This is a genomic window from Pseudonocardia sp., from assembly GCF_025965585.1.
Taxonomy (GTDB): Bacteria; Actinomycetota; Actinomycetes; order Mycobacteriales; family Pseudonocardiaceae; genus Pseudonocardia.
The window spans coordinates 1-15066 of record NZ_JAOPWR010000515.1; the positions used below are offsets into that span (position 1 = coordinate 1).

The 15066-nt window shown below is 73.5% G+C and carries 18 protein-coding genes; 5 read left to right on the forward strand and 13 right to left on the reverse strand.

Translation table 11 applies throughout. From position 1 onward, the window contains the following. The 5 genes from JWR81_RS31555 to JWR81_RS31575 form a co-directional block, all read right to left on the reverse strand. On the reverse strand, positions 1-575 hold a 575-nt coding region (locus JWR81_RS31555), incomplete at its 3' end, for an MOSC N-terminal beta barrel domain-containing protein (protein WP_297661215.1). 39 nt (positions 576-614) lie between these two features. Continuing rightward, complete coding sequence (locus tag JWR81_RS31560; RefSeq protein WP_297661217.1) at positions 615-890, reverse strand: DUF3040 domain-containing protein; 276 nt, start codon at positions 888-890, stop codon at positions 615-617. Positions 891-1046: 156 nt separating this feature from the next. Then, complete coding sequence (gene pcaD / locus JWR81_RS31565; RefSeq protein WP_297661219.1) at positions 1047-1808, reverse strand: 3-oxoadipate enol-lactonase; 762 nt, start codon at positions 1806-1808, stop codon at positions 1047-1049. After that, positions 1805-2566, reverse strand: a complete 762-nt coding sequence (locus tag JWR81_RS31570; RefSeq protein ID WP_297661221.1) for a CoA-transferase subunit beta — start codon at positions 2564-2566, stop codon at positions 1805-1807. The genes pcaD and JWR81_RS31570 overlap by 4 nt, the downstream gene beginning before the upstream one ends. Further along, positions 2563-3372, reverse strand: a complete 810-nt coding sequence (locus tag JWR81_RS31575) for a CoA transferase subunit A (RefSeq protein WP_297661223.1) — start codon at positions 3370-3372, stop codon at positions 2563-2565. The genes JWR81_RS31570 and JWR81_RS31575 overlap by 4 nt, the downstream gene beginning before the upstream one ends. Before the next feature lie 128 nt (positions 3373-3500). On the opposite strand from JWR81_RS31575, the gene JWR81_RS31580 reads away from it, so the two are divergent. Next, positions 3501-4367, forward strand: a complete 867-nt coding sequence (locus JWR81_RS31580) for an aldo/keto reductase (protein ID WP_297661225.1) — start codon at positions 3501-3503, stop codon at positions 4365-4367. Between the two features lie 42 nt (positions 4368-4409). Here JWR81_RS31580 and JWR81_RS31585 read toward each other — a convergent pair whose 3' ends face one another. After that, positions 4410-5708 (reverse strand): AI-2E family transporter, encoded by a 1299-nt coding sequence (locus JWR81_RS31585; RefSeq protein ID WP_297661227.1) that lies wholly within the window; start codon positions 5706-5708, stop codon positions 4410-4412. A 174-nt stretch (positions 5709-5882) separates the two neighbouring features. Here JWR81_RS31585 and JWR81_RS31590 point away from each other — a divergent pair, with 174 nt between their 5' ends. Next, positions 5883-6269, forward strand: coding sequence for a hypothetical protein (locus tag JWR81_RS31590; protein WP_297661229.1), 387 nt, complete (start codon positions 5883-5885; stop codon positions 6267-6269). A 437-nt stretch (positions 6270-6706) separates the two neighbouring features. Next, the gene (locus tag JWR81_RS31595) at positions 6707-7108 is read left to right on the forward strand and encodes a hypothetical protein (protein WP_297661231.1); all 402 of its coding nucleotides are present in this window, start codon (positions 6707-6709) and stop codon (positions 7106-7108) included. Positions 7109-7240: 132 nt separating this feature from the next. Here JWR81_RS31595 and JWR81_RS31600 read toward each other — a convergent pair whose 3' ends face one another. Both JWR81_RS31600 and JWR81_RS31605 read right to left on the reverse strand, forming a co-directional pair. Continuing rightward, positions 7241-8548, reverse strand: coding sequence for an amidohydrolase family protein (locus tag JWR81_RS31600; protein WP_297661232.1), 1308 nt, complete (start codon positions 8546-8548; stop codon positions 7241-7243). Next, entirely contained in the window at positions 8545-9165 is a 621-nt protein-coding gene (locus JWR81_RS31605; RefSeq protein WP_297661234.1) for an NYN domain-containing protein, read from the reverse strand. The genes JWR81_RS31600 and JWR81_RS31605 overlap by 4 nt, the downstream gene beginning before the upstream one ends. A 95-nt stretch (positions 9166-9260) precedes the next feature. Here JWR81_RS31605 and paaI point away from each other — a divergent pair, with 95 nt between their 5' ends. Continuing rightward, on the forward strand, positions 9261-9701 hold the full coding sequence (paaI, locus tag JWR81_RS31610; protein WP_297661236.1) for a hydroxyphenylacetyl-CoA thioesterase PaaI: 441 nt from the start codon (positions 9261-9263) through the stop codon (positions 9699-9701). A 102-nt stretch (positions 9702-9803) separates the two neighbouring features. On the opposite strand, the gene JWR81_RS31615 is transcribed toward paaI, so the two are convergent. From JWR81_RS31615 to JWR81_RS31635, 5 genes are all read right to left on the reverse strand, one after another. Then, positions 9804-10946 carry a nitric oxide synthase oxygenase gene (locus JWR81_RS31615; protein ID WP_297661246.1) on the reverse strand — a complete coding sequence of 381 codons (1143 nt, stop codon included), beginning with the start codon at positions 10944-10946 and terminating at the stop codon, positions 9804-9806. A gap of 163 nt (positions 10947-11109) precedes the next feature. Further along, positions 11110-11850, reverse strand: a complete 741-nt coding sequence (gene trmB / locus JWR81_RS31620) for a tRNA (guanosine(46)-N7)-methyltransferase TrmB (RefSeq protein WP_297661238.1) — start codon at positions 11848-11850, stop codon at positions 11110-11112. Then, positions 11843-12874 (reverse strand): glycosyltransferase, encoded by a 1032-nt coding sequence (locus JWR81_RS31625; protein ID WP_297661240.1) that lies wholly within the window; start codon positions 12872-12874, stop codon positions 11843-11845. Before JWR81_RS31625 ends, trmB begins: the two co-directional genes overlap by 8 nt. 38 nt (positions 12875-12912) lie before the next feature. Then, complete coding sequence (locus JWR81_RS31630; RefSeq protein WP_297661241.1) at positions 12913-13773, reverse strand: glycosyltransferase family 2 protein; 861 nt, start codon at positions 13771-13773, stop codon at positions 12913-12915. Positions 13774-14395: 622 nt separating this feature from the next. After that, a complete protein-coding gene (locus JWR81_RS31635; protein WP_297661243.1) occupies positions 14396-14692 on the reverse strand; it encodes a hypothetical protein in 297 nt (98 codons plus the stop codon). Between JWR81_RS31635 and JWR81_RS31640 the strand changes: the two genes are divergently transcribed. Then, positions 14691-15066, forward strand: a 376-nt coding sequence (locus JWR81_RS31640; RefSeq protein WP_297661245.1) for a hypothetical protein, incomplete at its 3' end; no start/stop codon positions are given. The genes JWR81_RS31635 and JWR81_RS31640 overlap by 2 nt on opposite strands.

Below are 15066 nucleotides of genomic sequence, written 5' to 3' on the forward strand. Positions count from 1 at the left end.
CAGGCCGGCGCCCCCGCGACGACGACATTGGGGCGGAAGCGCGTCATCGAGACGGGCTCGCCGACCAGCTCGCCCAGCGCGGCGAGCGACTCCTCGGTGGCCAACAGCAGCGGGTACCCGTCGGCGAGCGAGACGAGGTCCGTGTCGAGGCCGTAGTCCGGATCGGTGTGCCGCCCCGTCGGGTCGTCGAGGTGGACGAGGCGCACGGAGGTGCCGAGCACCGCGCTGAACCAGGCGTGCGCCGCCTCCGCGGCGGGCGTGGCCACCACCTTGTCCGCCCACACCTGCACGTCGAGGAGCGGACCACCGGCCGGGAGCGGCACGGTCAACGGCTCGACGCCCGGGGCGCTCACGAGCAGGCCGTCATCGGTGGGCTCGGGCGTGACCAGCACCATCTGGGGCAGCTGCCGTGCCGTGACGGCCACGCCCTCGTCGTCGACGAGCATCCAGCGCCTGTCGCCCTCGAGTCCCCAGGGCTCCACCACGGCGGTGTCGAGCGCATGGCCGCGACACGACTTCACGGGGTAGCGCCGGATTCCGGTGAGCGTCCGACGGGAGGCGGAGGCGGCTGTCACGCCCGCACCTGACCACAGGGCGAGGGCGGTGTCACGCCGTTATGCCGGATCGGGGCGCTGGATCATCGACGGGCGGGTGTGCGCGGCGAACAGCGCGAACAGCGACATTGCCATGCCGGCCAGCGCGATCGGGACGGCGGCGATGACGCTGCCCAGCACCAGCAGCGCGAGACCGGCGACCAGCATGAACGTGGGGACCGGGCTGCTGCCGCTACGGGCGGCCTTCGCAGCGAAGAGCCGCGCGAGATCGGGATCGGACTCCATCAGATGCCGCTCGATGCGGGCGAGGGTCCGCCGTTCCCGATCGCTGAGCACGTCCGTTCCTCCGCTGAGACTCGAGATCGATCCCGAGCTCGCCGTTGACCCGGGTACTGCCCGTCGTCTACGAGGGTAAGCGGCGATGCGCCCGGAGGAGTGCGAGGGTGGCCACGCCCACTGTCGGTTGCGCCGATCGCGCGGACGCGATGCGCCTTACGGAGCAGCGTGCTCGGCGATGAGTGCCGTCGTCTCCCCGGCCCGCTCGATGGTGGCCAGGTGCGCGCCGTCCACCACCGCGAGCCGGGCTCCCGGGATGCCGTCGACCAGCGTGCGCGAGTGCGGCTCGACGGGTGTGGACGGGTCGGCGGAACCGCCGATCACCAGCGTCGGCACGGCCACCGCGGGCAGCCGGTCGCGGTGGTCCCACGCCTCGATGGCCTGACAGCAGGCGAGGTAGCCGGCGTCGTCGGTGGCGGTGACCATCCCGACCGCCTCCGCTACGACGTCGGGGTTCCGCTCCGAGTACTCCGGGGTGAACCAGCGCGCGACCGTGCCGGCGGCGACGGCGCCCGTGCCGCCCTCCCGCACCGAGGCGATCCGGTCGATCCACGGCTGAGGGTCGGGGAAGTGCGCGGTGGTGCAGCAGAGCGTCAGGCTGGTGAGCCGCTCCGGGGCCTCGGAACCGAGGTACATGCCGACCATCCCGCCGAGGGACAGCCCGCACCACGCGACCCGGTCCAGGCCCAGGGAGTCGAGCAGGGCCAGCGAGTCGGCCGCGAGATCGGGCATCCGGTAGGGCCCGGGCGGCACCGGGGAGCCCCCGTGACCGCGGTGGTCGATCCGGATCACGCGGAACGTCTCCGTCAGCGACGCCTGGGGCCGCCACATCTCGAGCGTCGAGCCCAGGGAGCCGGCCAGCACCAGCACCGGCGCGTCCCGCGGCCCCTCGTCGACGTAGTGCAGTTCCACGGTCATGACGCCCCCACCGTCCGCATCCCCCGTAGCGTCTCCAGCTCCTCGGCGGTCGGTGCCGCGGTGATCATCAGATCGGGCGAGACCTCGATCGGCCAGCCCGTCTCGGCCCGCACCTGCTCCAGGGTGACGCCCTGGTGCAGGGCCGTCAGCACGAGCTCGGAGGTGTCGGGGTCGGGCTCCAGCACGCCGAGGTCGGTGATCACGCGCATCGGCCCGGCCCCCCGCAGGCCGAGCGCCTTGCGGTCGTCGGGCCCCTCGCCGTGGCCGACCGATGTCACGAAGTCGACCCGCTCGACGAACGCCCGCATCTTGTGGCGCATGACGATCACGACTTCGCGGCACGACGCCGCGATCTCCGGTGCGCCACCGGACCCGGGCAGCCGCACGTCCGGCTCGTCGTAGGAGCCGATGACGGTGGTGTTGATGTTGCCGAAGCGGTCGACCTGCGCGCCGGAGAGGAAGCCGACGTCGATCCGGCCGGGCTGCAGCCAGTAGTTGAAGATCTCCGGCACGCTCACGACCGCCAGCGCGGAGTCGGCGAGGATGCCGTCGCCGATGGACAGCGGAAGCTCCGTGGGCCGGGTGCCGATCGTGCCCGACTCGTAGATCAGCACGAGGTCGGGCGCGTGCAGCCGCCGGGCCAGGTTCGCGGCGGTGGACGGCAGCCCGATGCCGACGAAGCACGCCTGCCCGTTGCGCAGCGTGCGGGCCGCGGCGATGCTCATCATCTCGTCGGCGGACCAGGTCGACTCGGTCATACGGCAGCGCCCTTCAGCGTGTCGAGCCAGCTCGTGAAGCGCGCGCGGTCGCGGCTGATCGCGTCCCACGCGCGGTAGGCGGCGTTGTCGCGGTCGTAGTAGCCGTGGGCGTAGGACGGGGCCGCCCCGCCCGGCACCACCGCGACGGCGTCCAGCACCCAGGCCGGCAGCACCACGGCGCCCGGCACCGGCGTCAGCTCGTCGACGACCTCCTCGACGGTGACGATCGCGCGCGTCGCCGCGAGCACCGCCTCCTTCTGGACGCCGGTGATGCCCCACATCTGCACGTTGCCGGCGTGGTCGGCGCGCTGCGCGTGCACGATCGTGACGTCGGGGTTGAGCGCCGAGACCGCGGCCAGCTCCTCACCGGTGAACGGGCACGTCACCGTGGAGATGCTCGGCGTGTGCAGCGGCAGGTCGGTGCCGGCGTAGCCGCGCAGGATCGCGAACGGCAGCCCCGACGCGCCCGCCACGTAGCGGTTGGCCATGCCCGCGTGGCTGTGTTCCTCGATCTCCAGTGGGCGGGGCCAGCCGCTGGCCAGCGCGTCGCGCATGCGGTGCAGCGAGCCGACCCCGGGGTTGCCACCCCAGGAGAAGACGAGCTTCGCCGCGCAACCGGCGCCGATCAGCTGGTCGTAGATGAGGTCGGGGGTCATCCGCACGAGCGTGAGATCGCGCCGGCCCTGCCGGATGATCTCGTGGCCCGCGGCGAAAGGGATCAGGTGGGTGAAGCCCTCGAGCGCGACGGTGTCCCCGTCGTGCACCAGCTCCGACACCGCCTGCGGCAACGGCACGATCTTGGCCACGCGCGAACGCTAGTGCGCGGGGGCGGGGCCGGGCAATCGCACCGCTGCCCGGTGTGGTGAGCGGCGCCTCCGAGTCGCCCGTCACGATCGGCGGCAGCACCAGTACTCACAGTGCGAGGCTGGCCACTGTGAACACCGCTCAGGACGTCCGTCCCGCCTCCGCCGCAGGCCGTTTCCCGCTCGGCGAGGGGAGCGTCAACCGGATCGGCTTCGGCACCATGCAGTTCCCCGGCCCAGGGGTCTGGGGTCCGTCGCCCGACCCCGACGGCGCGGTCGCCGTGCTGCGCAAGGCCGCCGAGCTCGGCGTCGACCTCTTCGACACGGCCGACTCCTACGGCCCTGAGGTGGCCGAGGACCTGCTGCGCCGCGCACTGCACCCCTACGACGGCATCGCCGTGGCCACCAAGGCCGGGCTGCTGCGCACCGGCCCGGGCAAGTGGCACCCGTGCGGACGGCCCGAGTACCTGCGTCAGCAGTGCGAGCTCTCGCTGCGCCGGCTCGACGTCGAGCGCATCGACCTGTTCCAGCTGCACCGCGTGGACCCGTCCGTGCCCGCCGACGAGCAGTTCGGCCTGCTCGCGGCGCTCAAGGACGAGGGCAAGGTGGCCGCGGTGGGGCTGTCGGAGGTGAGCATCGAGGAGATCGAGCACGCCCGCACGATCGTCGAGGTCGCCACGGTGCAGAACCGCTACAACCTCGTCGACCGCGGCAGCGACGACGTCCTGCGCTACTGCACCGAGCAGGGCATCGGCTTCCTGCCGTGGTTCCCCATCGCGTCCGGGAAGCTCGCAGAGCCCGGTGGCCCGGTGGCCGAGGTCGCGGAGAAGCTCGGCGTCACGGCGCCCCAGGTCGCGCTGGCGTGGCTGCTGCGCCGCTCGTCGGTGATGCTGCCGATCCCCGGTACGAGCAACCTCGCGCACGTGGAGGAGAACGTCGGCGCCGCGGAGGTCGACCTCGATCCGGAGTCGGTGGAGAAGCTCGACGCCGCCGCCTGACGCCCGCCCCACCCCGCGGGTCGGCCGTGGGCGCTTCGTTCCTCAGCCCGGGCTCAGCCGTCGCAGGAGCTTCGCGATGCGGCCGGGCTCGGGCGGATGGGTGGAGTTGGTGCCCGGCTGGGCCTGGCGCGGGTCGACCGCGTTCACCGTGTGGGGGTCCTGCTCCACGCTCGCCGTCAGCGAGCGCACCGCCGTGTTGAGCACGGCGAGCAGCGGCACGGCCAGCAGCGCGCCCACGATCCCGGCGATCACCAGCCCCGCCGCCACCGACAGCACGACGGCGAGCGGGTGCAGCTTCACGGCCCGGCCCAGCAGCAACGGCTGCAGGACGTGGCCCTCCAGCTGCTGCACCCCGACGACGACGGCCAGGATGATCAGCGCGGCCACCGGCCCCTTCGAGACGAGCGCGATGAGCACGGCGATCGCGCCGGTCAGGACAGCACCCACGGTGGGTATGAACGCGCCCAGGAATACCAGCGCGGCCAGCGGCACCACCAGCGGCACGCCGACGATGGCCAGCCCCAGGCCGATGCCCAGCGCGTCGACGATGGCGACGAGCACGGTGGCCCGCACGTAGCCCACCAGCGACGCGAAGGCGCGCCGGCCTGCCACGTCCACGCGTTCCCGGCGCTGCCGCGGCGCGCCGCGCAGCAGGAACTCCCACACCTGCGGGCCGTCGTAGAGCAGGAAGATCAGGGAGAACAGCGCGAGCGCGACACCCGCCGCCACCTCGCTGACCGTCGCCGCCGTGGTCAGCGCCCCGGACGTGAGCGCGTCGCGGTTCTGGCTGATCGCCTGGAAGACCTGCGCGGGCAGGTCCTGCAACCAGGTGCTCGGCAGGTTGAACGGCGGGCCGGAGAGCAGCGGACCGAGCTGCTCGAACGTCGCCGTGAGCTGCGACTGCAACGCCGGGAAGCCGTTGATGAACGTGTTGACGACGAACGACAGCAGGCCGCCCAGCACCGCGAGGCCGCCGACGAGGACGAGCACGGTGGCCGGGCCGCGGGGCACCCGCCGGGCGGCCAGCCAGTGCACCGCCGGGGCGAGCAGCGCGGTCAGCAGGATCGCGATCGCGACGGGGATGACCACGATCCGCAACAGCGTGATCAGGTAGATCAGCAGGGCCAGTGCCGCAGCGATGACCAGGACGCGGGCGCACACCTCCGACGCCACCCGCAGCGGGGTGGGGATCGGTGAGCGCGGGGGCCGCCCGCTCGACTCCGGGTCCCCGGCCACCTGCGGTCCGGTGGGGGTGGCCGACGGAGGGACCGGCCGCTCGGGCTGCCCGTCGCCGGCCTGGTGGTCAACCTGCGCGGACCGTTCGCTCGTACGCTCGCTCACGGCCGCAGATTAGTGCGTCCGGGCACCTCGGTGCCGGTTCCTTCCCGGCGCCCGGTGCGGTGGTAGGCAGGGCCCGCCGATGATCACGGGGGGAGCTGGACGCCGTGGCGGACGATGATCCGGCGGCGTCACCGCCACGGGCGGCGTGCGCATCCGGCGCGCGGACGTGAGCAAGTGGGTGCAGTTCGTCGACGCGACACGACGCAACTGACCAAGGCGCGGTGGGAACGTTCTCCGATTCCGAGTCCCTTGTGGGATGCCCGAGGTGGAGTAGCGATCGACGGTTTCGACTACGCATTGTTGAATGACACCCGTGTGATTGACGGCCAAATGGGGCTGCGTTGGGTCGAACAGGGGGCGGTCGACTACGCACCGGGACATCACGACCGACTGGCCGCCGCCCACCGCCGCGCCGGTCACGAGGACCTCGCCGAGCGCGTGCTCGTCGCGCGCCGGCCGCGACGGTACGCGGAGGCCGGGGTCGCGGACCGGATCTGGGGCGCGTTGCAGCACCGGCCGCTCGGTTGCGGCCATCAGCCCTGGTCGGCGGCCTGCTGGTAGGTGCCGTCCTGCGGTGGCGGGCGGGATCTGGTTCGGCACGCACGAGCCGATCCCCCGTCGACGACGGCCGGCATCCGGTCTTCAACGGCCGGCTCTTCGCCGCCGACCCGCTGCTGCCGATCGTGAACCTCGGACAGGACGGGTACCGGAGATTCGACGGCACATCGCAGTGGATCGGCAGCGCACCGGTCGCCGCGGGCTGGATTCTCGCCACGACGGCTGCAGCGGGCATCACTCGAATACTCAAAGGAGTGGCGTGAGAGGCGAACTCCACCCGAACGAGTTGAATCGCGCCGAGAAGCTGTAACGACGGCTCCGAACCCGTTTCCACGGGCGGGTGTCCCCGTTGTGGGTGTCAGAGCGCGCTGAACGGCCGAGCCCAGACAGGGCTGAAAGCACCAACGTTCTTGCGCGCACGACGACCACGGAGGTGACGCGTGAACGACCTGGCTCAGGTTCAGGACAGGTGGACGGCGACCGCGACCGACGACGAGTTGATCGGTGCCGTCGGGGGCCGGCACGCGTTCGACGAGGACGCGGTGCTGACCCCGATCTTCGCGGCGCTGCGGCGCGGGGGATGGCGCCGCCGTCAGCACGAGCCCAGTGCGGCGACGCGGGCGGCGGCACTGGACCCGGTGGACGAGTTCCGCCGCGACCCGCTGACCGCCCCCATCCCGGTGCAGGTCCTCGTCCCGTCGCCGTCGCGCTCGGTGGAGCACTACCCGGAGCCCACCCGCCAGCGGGCGAACGTGGCTGCCCACGCCACCGAGGGACGCGTGGACACGGTCGACCGCGGCCGCCACCACCGCCGCCGCGAGACGGTGGGCCACTACCGCTGAGAGATGTCCCCGCTGGGGCGGGGAACGCGAAGGCCGGCTGGGGAGCGGGCCGTCCCGCAGGATCGGGCCGGCGCGGGTGGAGACCACACCACCCGCGCTGGCCCTTCCGCGCTCCCCGTGAGTCGGCCGGGGTCAGGCTCGGAGCGTCGCCGCCACCGCCCGCAGCGCGGACGTCGTAGTGGCGCGGTTTACGCGCGTGGGCTCGCCCGCCGCCACCACCTGCTCGCCGGCCACCCAGACGTCCCGGACGAGGCGGGATCCCCCGGCCCAGACGAGGTTGGAGATCAGCTGGGCGTCGTCGGAGGGGTCGACGAACGCGGGATCGTCCAGGTCGACGTGCACCAGGTCCGCCCACGCGCCGGGGCAGAGCGTGCCGACGTCGTCGCGCCCGATCGCCGCCGCGCCCTCCCGCGTGGCCATCAGCAGCAGCTCCGACGCGGTGAGCGCCGCCGCGTCCGCGGCCGTGACGCGGGCGAGCAGCCCGGCGAGCCGGGCCTCGGCCCAGAGGTCGAGGTCGTCACCGGACGCGGGGCCGTCGGTGCCGAGGCCGACGCGCACGCCGGCCCGGCGCAGGGTGGTCACCCGCGCGACACCGGCCGCCAGCTTCGCGTTGGAGCCCGGGCAGTGCGCCACCGCCGCGCCCCGGGAGGCGAGCAGGGCGATGTCGTCGTCGGAGAGCTGGACGCCGTGCGCCGCGAGCACCCGCCCGCCCAGCGCCCCGAGCTTCTCGAGCAGCGCGGGCACCGACCCGTGCTCGGCCCGCTGCGCGACGTCCTCCTCCACCGCCTCGGCGACGTGGATGTGCATCAGCGCCCCGCGCGCCTGCGCGTGCTCCGCCACCGACGCCAGCGCCTCCGGCGGCAGCGTGTACGCCGCGTGCGGGCCGTAGCCCAGCTCGATGCGCTCGCCGGGGCCCGACCGCAGCCCGACGTCGTCGATGCGGGCCGAGACGTCGTCGCGCATCTGCTCCCAGCTGCCGAGCCGGTCCCAGCCCGGCGCGGCGATGATGCCCGGGGTGAACACGACGCGGGAGCCGACGGCGGTGACGGCGTCGATCACGGCGTCGCTGAAGAAGTACATCTCGGTGCTCGTGGTGCAGCCGGTGCGCAGCAGCTCCACGCAGCCCGAGGTCATCCCGGCCTGCACGTCCGAGGCGGTGAGCCTGCCCTCGGCCGGCCACATCACCTCCTGCAGCCAGCGCATCAGCGGCAGGTCGCCGCCCATGCCGCGCAGCAGCGCCATCGGGGTGTGGGCGTGGGTGTTGACCAGGCCCGGCAGCAGCGCCCCGGCGAGCGCCGTGACCGGGGAGTCGCTCGGCGGGGCGTCCGCGCGCGGCCCGACCCACGTGATCCGGCCCGCGTCGTCGACGTCCACGACGGCGTCGCGCAGCACCGAGCAGGCCTCGTCGCAAGGGAGCACGACAGGGGCGGTGAACCTCACCGGCGTGGCTCCAGCAGCGACCGCAGCGAGCGGAACGGCGGCAGCCACGCACCCGAGTCGGGCAGGGCGTCGAGGGTGATGCGCGGCAGCGGCTCGCGGAAGACGCCCTCGATGTCCTCGAGGTCCACGAACTCGAACACGTCGGACGCCACGGCGAAGCCGGCGTGCTCCCGGAACCCGATGATCGTGACGTAGGTGCCCTGCTTCTGGAGCTCCTCGAGCGGCTCCTTGAACGCCCGACCGTCGCCGGACGCGACGACGACGTGCTCGAGCTGACCCTCGTCGGCGCGCAGCCGGATGTGGGCCAGCATGTCGTCGTCGACGTCGGAGTCCTCGGTGACCTTCGGCTTGGCGAACACCGCGAAACCGACGTTGCGCAGCGCCTCCACCCAGGGCCGGACGACCTCGGTGCTGCCCGGTACGACGTTGGTGAAGACGGTGGCCTCGGCGACGGCGTCGGGGCCGGCGAGATCCAGCAGCCAGCGGCCGACGGCGTCGAAGCGCGGGCGGAACGCGGACGTGGGACGCGCGCCGAGGAGCGAGCCGAGGCTCATGTCCATGTTCGGCGCGTCCCAGACCAGCAGTACGCGGGGCGACGGGCCCGTCGGAGCGGTCACGGGCGGACCGTCACACGGGTCGGAAACATGTACCGACCCTATCGCCTGGTCCGTACGGGCCGTCCCGGGCGGACCGCGGGCTAGCATCCGCGCAGATGAACGATCACGGGGATGAGGACGCGGCGGCGGTCGCGACGCGCACGGCGGACGCCATGCAGCGGGCCGACGCGGCGGGCAACGGGGCCGGTGTGCGGCTGCTGGAGGTCGGGCCCGGGCAGGCGCGCGCCGCCCTGACGGTCGAGGAGCGGCACGTCAACGGGCACGGCATCTGCCACGGCGGCTACCTGTTCCTGCTGGCCGACTGCGCGTTCGCCTACGCCTGCAACAGCCACGGGGTCTCGACGGTGGCGTCCGGCGGAGACATCGCGTTCCTGCGGCCGGTCGCGCTGGGCGCTGAGGTCGTCGCGGACGCCGTCGAGCGTGCGCTGGCCGGGCGCTCGGGCCTCTACGACGTGACGCTGCGGGTGGACGGCGAGCCCGTGGCGGAGTTCCGCGGCCGCAGCCGCCAGGTCCCGGGCCTCACCCCGCCCGGGTAGCCGGTCCGAGCCCGCCACCCCGTGCTGACTCGCCCGCCACCCCCTGCCGACTCGCTCCCCGGTCTGTCGACTCGCGGGGCTCGGTGTGCCGACTCGCGGGGGTTACGGGGCCGGGAGGTAGGCCGGGCGCGTGGACGGGTCGGGCTCCGCGTAGTAGCGGTGGTAGACCGGCGTCAGGCCGCCCGACACCGGCGGCACGATCCAGCTCCAGTCGGCCGGGCACGTGCGCCCCGCCCGCTCCTCGCGGCCGAGGTGGGTGAGGAACCGCTCCGACTCGGTGTGGTGGTCGGCCATCGTCACCCCCGCCACGTCGAACGAGTGCTGCACCGCCCGCACCATCTCGACGAGCGCGCGGTCGCGCCACATCGTGCGCTCCGAGCTCATGTCCAGCCCGAGCCGCTCGGCGACGATGGGCAGGAGGTCGTAGCGATCGGTGTCGGCGAGGTTGCGGGCGCCGATCTCGGTGCCGAGGTACCAGCCGTTGAACGGGGCGGCCGGGTAGGTGATCCCGCCGATCTCGAGCGGCATGTTGCTGATCGCGGGCACGGCATGCCAGCGCAGCCGCAGGTCGGCGAACCAGCTGTGGTCGGGGTGGATGAGCGGCACCTCGAGCACGGCGTCGCGCGGGAGGTCGAACAGCTGCGGCCCGCCGGTGGGCCCCGAGACCATGAGCGGCAGCACGTCGAACCGGCCGCGAGGGTTCGGCCGCTCCCAGCCCAGTGCCACGACGGTGTCGGTGAAGTCGGCGTACCGGCCGTCGCCGCGCATCTCGCCGCCGGGGGTGCGGTGCCCGGCGTAGCGGACGAGCTGCTCGTTGTGGATGCGCGGGCCGCGCTCGTCGGGCCGGTCCGGCGCGAAGATCGTGATGGTGGAGCGGATGGCCCCGTCGCGCGTGGTGTCGCGGAGGTGCTGGATGCACTCGGCGGCGACGTCCGCCGGCGCGCTGACGTCGCGGCGGTCCCGGATGCGCAGGCTGTTCCAGTAGAGCCTGCCGATGCAGCGCGCCGCGTTGCGCCACGCGACCCGCGCGCCGAACGACAGTTCCTCGAGCGTGTGCGTGTAGCTGCCGGTGAGCTCCAGCTCGTTGTGGACCTGGTGCAGGCGGCCTTCGAGCGACATCGCCGGCGAGGTCTCGGCGTGGAACTGCTCCAGGAACTCACGCGCCTGCGCGGGATCGACCGGGCCGGGCGCGGCGACGGGCGCGGCGGACTCCGGAGCGACGGCCGGGCAGCGCGGAGCGGGCATCGCGGCCGTGCGATCGACGAGCGACGTCACATACTCTCCTCGGTAACGCCCGTCTGATCGACGCCGAGCACAGCGGCACCTGGTGACCTCACGCTGCTGGCCACCTCGTACCTCCGCCTCGCCCGACCGGGCCCCCTTCGGGGGCCTCACATTTCTTACACTGTCACTGAACGTGATCGGAGAGTGGTCCGCCGGTACGGCGGCGGAACAGAAGATCGTGCACGTCGCGGCCCTCTACCCGTGCCCGCTGCTCGAACTTCGTCACGGGGCGCCACTCCGGACGCGCGATCCAGCCGTCCGACTCGTCCGATGCGGTGTTCTCCAGCAGCGGTTCACCCGCGCAGACGGAGCGCATCTGGGTGGCGTAGTCGTCCCAGTCCGTGGCGAGGTGCAGGGTGCCGCCGGGCCGCAGCCGGGACGCGACGAGCGCCACCACGCCGGGCTCCACGAGCCGCCGCTTGCGGTGCTTGCGCTTGGGCCAGGGGTCCGGGAAGTAGATGCGGACGCCGTCGAGCGAGCCCGCGGGCACGCGCTCGCGCAGCAGTGCCACGGCGTCGCCGCGCAGCAGCGCGAGGTTGGTCAGCCCGGCGGCCTCGATCCGCATGAGGAGCTGGGCGATGCCGGGCTCGAACACCTCGACGGCGATGTGGTCGACGTCCGGCGCCGCGGCCGCCATCGCCGCCGTCGACTCGCCCATCCCCGAGCCGATCTCCAGCACCAGCGGCGCGCTGCGCCCGAACCAGGCGGCCGGGTCGTAGGCGATGCCGCCGTCGAGCAGGGCGGTCACGTCGCGGCCGCGCACGTGCCACGAGCGGTCCCACGCCGCCTGCTGGCCCTCGGTGAGCCGGGCCCGGTGGTGGACGAAGCTGGTGATCGGGGGATGGCCCGCCGTCTGCTCAGACACCCTGGTTGGCGGCGGCCGGCAGCCGCACCCCGGCGGTGGCGCCGGGCAGCTTCCCGCGCAGGTACCCGGCACTGGTGCAGCCCAGCGCGACGACCACGGCCGCCGCGGAGGCCGGGGACTTGCGCTTCAGCTCCCGCAGGACGGCGGTGGGCAGGATCCTCGCGGCGTAGTCGCGCTCGGTGGCCAGCGCGTCGTCGCTACCGACGAGCTTGGAGACGGCCGCCTTCGACAGCCCCTCGGCCCACGCGCGGCGGCGCAGGTAGGACCAGCCGATGCGGTCCTCGCTGACGCGGTGGTCGATGGCGGCGCGCGGCTCGAAGACGATGCGGATCTTCTCGCCGGCCGCCGCGTAGGCCTGCCGGGCGCGGATGCAGAGCTCGGTCTCCTCGCAGCCGAGCGGGTTCTTGCCGATGCGGCCGATGTCCTCGGCGAAGCCGCCGACCCGGTCGAAGACCTCGCGCCGGAACGACATGTTGCAGCCCATGAGGTTGCGCACCTCGGCCTGCTCGGTGGGCTGGCCGGTGTAGGTGCACCCGACGATCCAGTCGAGCTCGCCCGTGGCGTCCCCGTCGGCGGGGGCGGCACCGGGCAGCACGACGGGACGCGTGTCGATGCGGGCGCCCGCCGTGCTGCGGCGCACGGGCCAGCGCGGGTGCGCGACACCGCCGACGGCCACGACGGTGGGGTCGGAGTAGGGCTCCAGCAACGCGGCGAGCCAGCCGGGACGGGCCGCGGCGTCGTCGTCGAGGAAGACGACCACGTTACCGATCGCCTCGGCGATGGCGGTGTTGCGCGCGCCGGAGAGGCCCTGCTTGTGGACGTTGGGCAGTACCCGCACCCCGTGGGGCCCGAAGGCCTCGAGCGCGCGGGAGAGCAGGGCTGCATTGTGGTCGACGAGCACGATCGTCTCGGCGGCACGCACGTCCTGCGCGGCGACGGAGTCCACCGCGTCGACGATGTCGTCCCACCGCTTCTCGGTATAGACGCAGATCACGACGGTCGCCGCGACGGCGGGGCTGGTCACGAACTCTCTCCTCGGAGTCGGCGGGCGACCGCCACGCCTCAGCGGGAGCGGTCGGACTTGCGGCGGTGCTCGGCCAACAGCGTACGGAGCACCCGGGTGCCGTCGACGAAGGTCCGGAGGTTGGTCTCGCCGAACATGCGCTGCCGCTCCATCGAGGGCACCTCGGTGATCTTGAGGCGGGCCGCGGCGATCCGGCAGTTGAGCACCGTCTCGATCTCGAACCCGTCGCCCCAGAGCATGCCGTCGGCCGGGGCGGGCGCGTCGACCGGGGGGAGCTCCAACAGCGGCAGGACGTCGGCCCAGAAGGCGTTGTAGCCGTAGCAGAGGTCGGTGTACGACGTGCCGAACAGCGCATTCGCGACGCCGTTGAGGCCGTGGTTCCCGGTCTTGCGGAGCAGCGTGATGTCGTCGCTGCCGCCGCCGCGGGCGAAGCGGCTGCCCTTGGCGAAGTCGGCGCCGGCGACGAGCGCCTCCACGAAGCGCGGGATCTCGGCGGGGTCGGCGGAGCCGTCGGCGTCGAACATGACGACGACGTCACCGGTGACCGCGGCGAAACCGCAGGCCATGGCGTTGCCCTTGCCCGTGCGGGTCTGGGTGATGGTGCGCACCGACGGCAGCACGCGCCGGGCGACGTCCAGCGTGCCGTCGGTGGAGTTCCCGTCGACCACGATGATCTCGTGCACCGCCGGGCGCACGGCCGCGATCGCGGGGAGCATCACCTCGAGGTTCTTGGCCTCGTTGCGGGTCGGGACCACGACGCTGACGGCCGGGTAGGGCGTCCGGCTCGGGTGCTGTCGAGGGCTGGGACGGCGTAGCGCGCGGCGGGCCGACTCCTGGGGCGACGCGAAGTGCGCCGACACCGCGGGAACGGCCGGACGGGCGGGCAGTACGGCGCTCACACAACCTCCAGACAGGTCCGCTCATGCGGGACAACGACGCTCGGCCCGCTGAGGTGCGGCGGAGCTGTAGCGGCGGCCCGAACGAGGGATACGTGATGGAACCGTGACCGAACGGCCGTACCGGTACGCATGTCCTGATGCGTCCCGTCGGCCCGTTCTCGGCGGCATGAGCACACCGCCTCGCACCGCTGACCCGTTCGCGGCTCTCGCTGAAGAGCTGGGACGGATCGGTCACCGGCTCGACGACATGGGCGCAGAGTTGGTCGCCCTGCGCTGGTCGGGCGGTCCGGTCGGGGCCGGACCGGAGCCGAAGTCGGCACCATGGTCACGAAAGGGAGACGCCCGGGTCGGCGATGGGGTTGCCTCTGATCTCGAAACGGTTTCGGAGGGCGCGGCGCACGGCGGGCCCATCGGCGGCCCGGCCGGCTGGGCCTGATGCGGCTTCGGTGCAGGTCAGCGGCCCTACCGGCGCGGTGACGCCGGGTGCATCCGGCGATGCTGTGAATCTTCGGGAAACCCGGACGACCGGTCGGCCCGTCGTCCGATCGGGTGATCGCGCCTCGGCCGCGCCCGGCCCCTACCGCGGTCAGTCCTACCCGTTCCCGCCCTACCCGTTCCCGCCCTACCCCGGACCCAGTTGCTCGCCGCGGCCGTGACGGGCGGCGCCGCCGTGCTCGCGCCGGTGCTCGCCCGCGACCGGCTGCTCGTGGCCCTGGTGCTCGCCCTGCAGGTCGCCGCCGTGGCGGTGGTGCTGCGCCGGAAGTGGCAGGTGCCGATGCTCGTGGCCGCCAGGCCCGCGCTGCGCGTGGCCGGGCTGGTGGCCAGCGGCCCCGCCGCAGGCGTGACGGTCGTTCGCGATCGCACACCGTGTCGCCCGTTCCGGCCCGGGGAGCACCTCGGGCCGGAACGCTGTGCCCATGTCCCCGCGGTCCCTGCCCTCGCCCGACCGCTACGCCGACGCCGTCCGCGCCCGCCGCGCCGAGCTGGCGCAGGCTCGTGCTCTGCTCGGTGGCGCCCACCGGACGGAGCTGCGCAGCGAGCTGGCGCTCAGCCGGATCGCCGCATCGGACGCCGCGACCACCGCCCTCGGGCAGCTGAGCCGGGAGACCCGCGTCCACGTCGAGCGGTCCGACCCGTCCGGCCGGCATCGGCTGCCCGGCCTGCTCGCCTCTGCCCTCGACACGCTCGCGCTCGACGTGCACGCGCGGTGGGCAGCGGACCTGACACCAGGCCTGCGCCGGATCGCCTCCACGCGGGGCCTCGACCTCGGCCCGCCGGCGCTGCCCGCGCCGC

Bases quoted from the DNA above. Each gene is read 5' to 3' on its own strand.
- pcaD (WP_297661219.1), bottom strand. From the start codon at position 1,808: ATGACCGTGGAACTGCACTACGTCGACGAGGGGCCGCGGGACGCGCCG.
- JWR81_RS31570 (WP_297661221.1), bottom strand. From the start codon at position 2,566: ATGACCGAGTCGACCTGGTCCGCCGACGAGATGATGAGCATCGCCGCG.
- paaI (WP_297661236.1), top strand. From the start codon at position 9,261: ATGAACGATCACGGGGATGAGGACGCGGCGGCGGTCGCGACGCGCACG.
- JWR81_RS31615 (WP_297661246.1), bottom strand. From the start codon at position 10,946: ATGCCCGCTCCGCGCTGCCCGGCCGTCGCTCCGGAGTCCGCCGCGCCC.
- JWR81_RS31635 (WP_297661243.1), bottom strand. From the start codon at position 14,692: ATGGGCACAGCGTTCCGGCCCGAGGTGCTCCCCGGGCCGGAACGGGCG.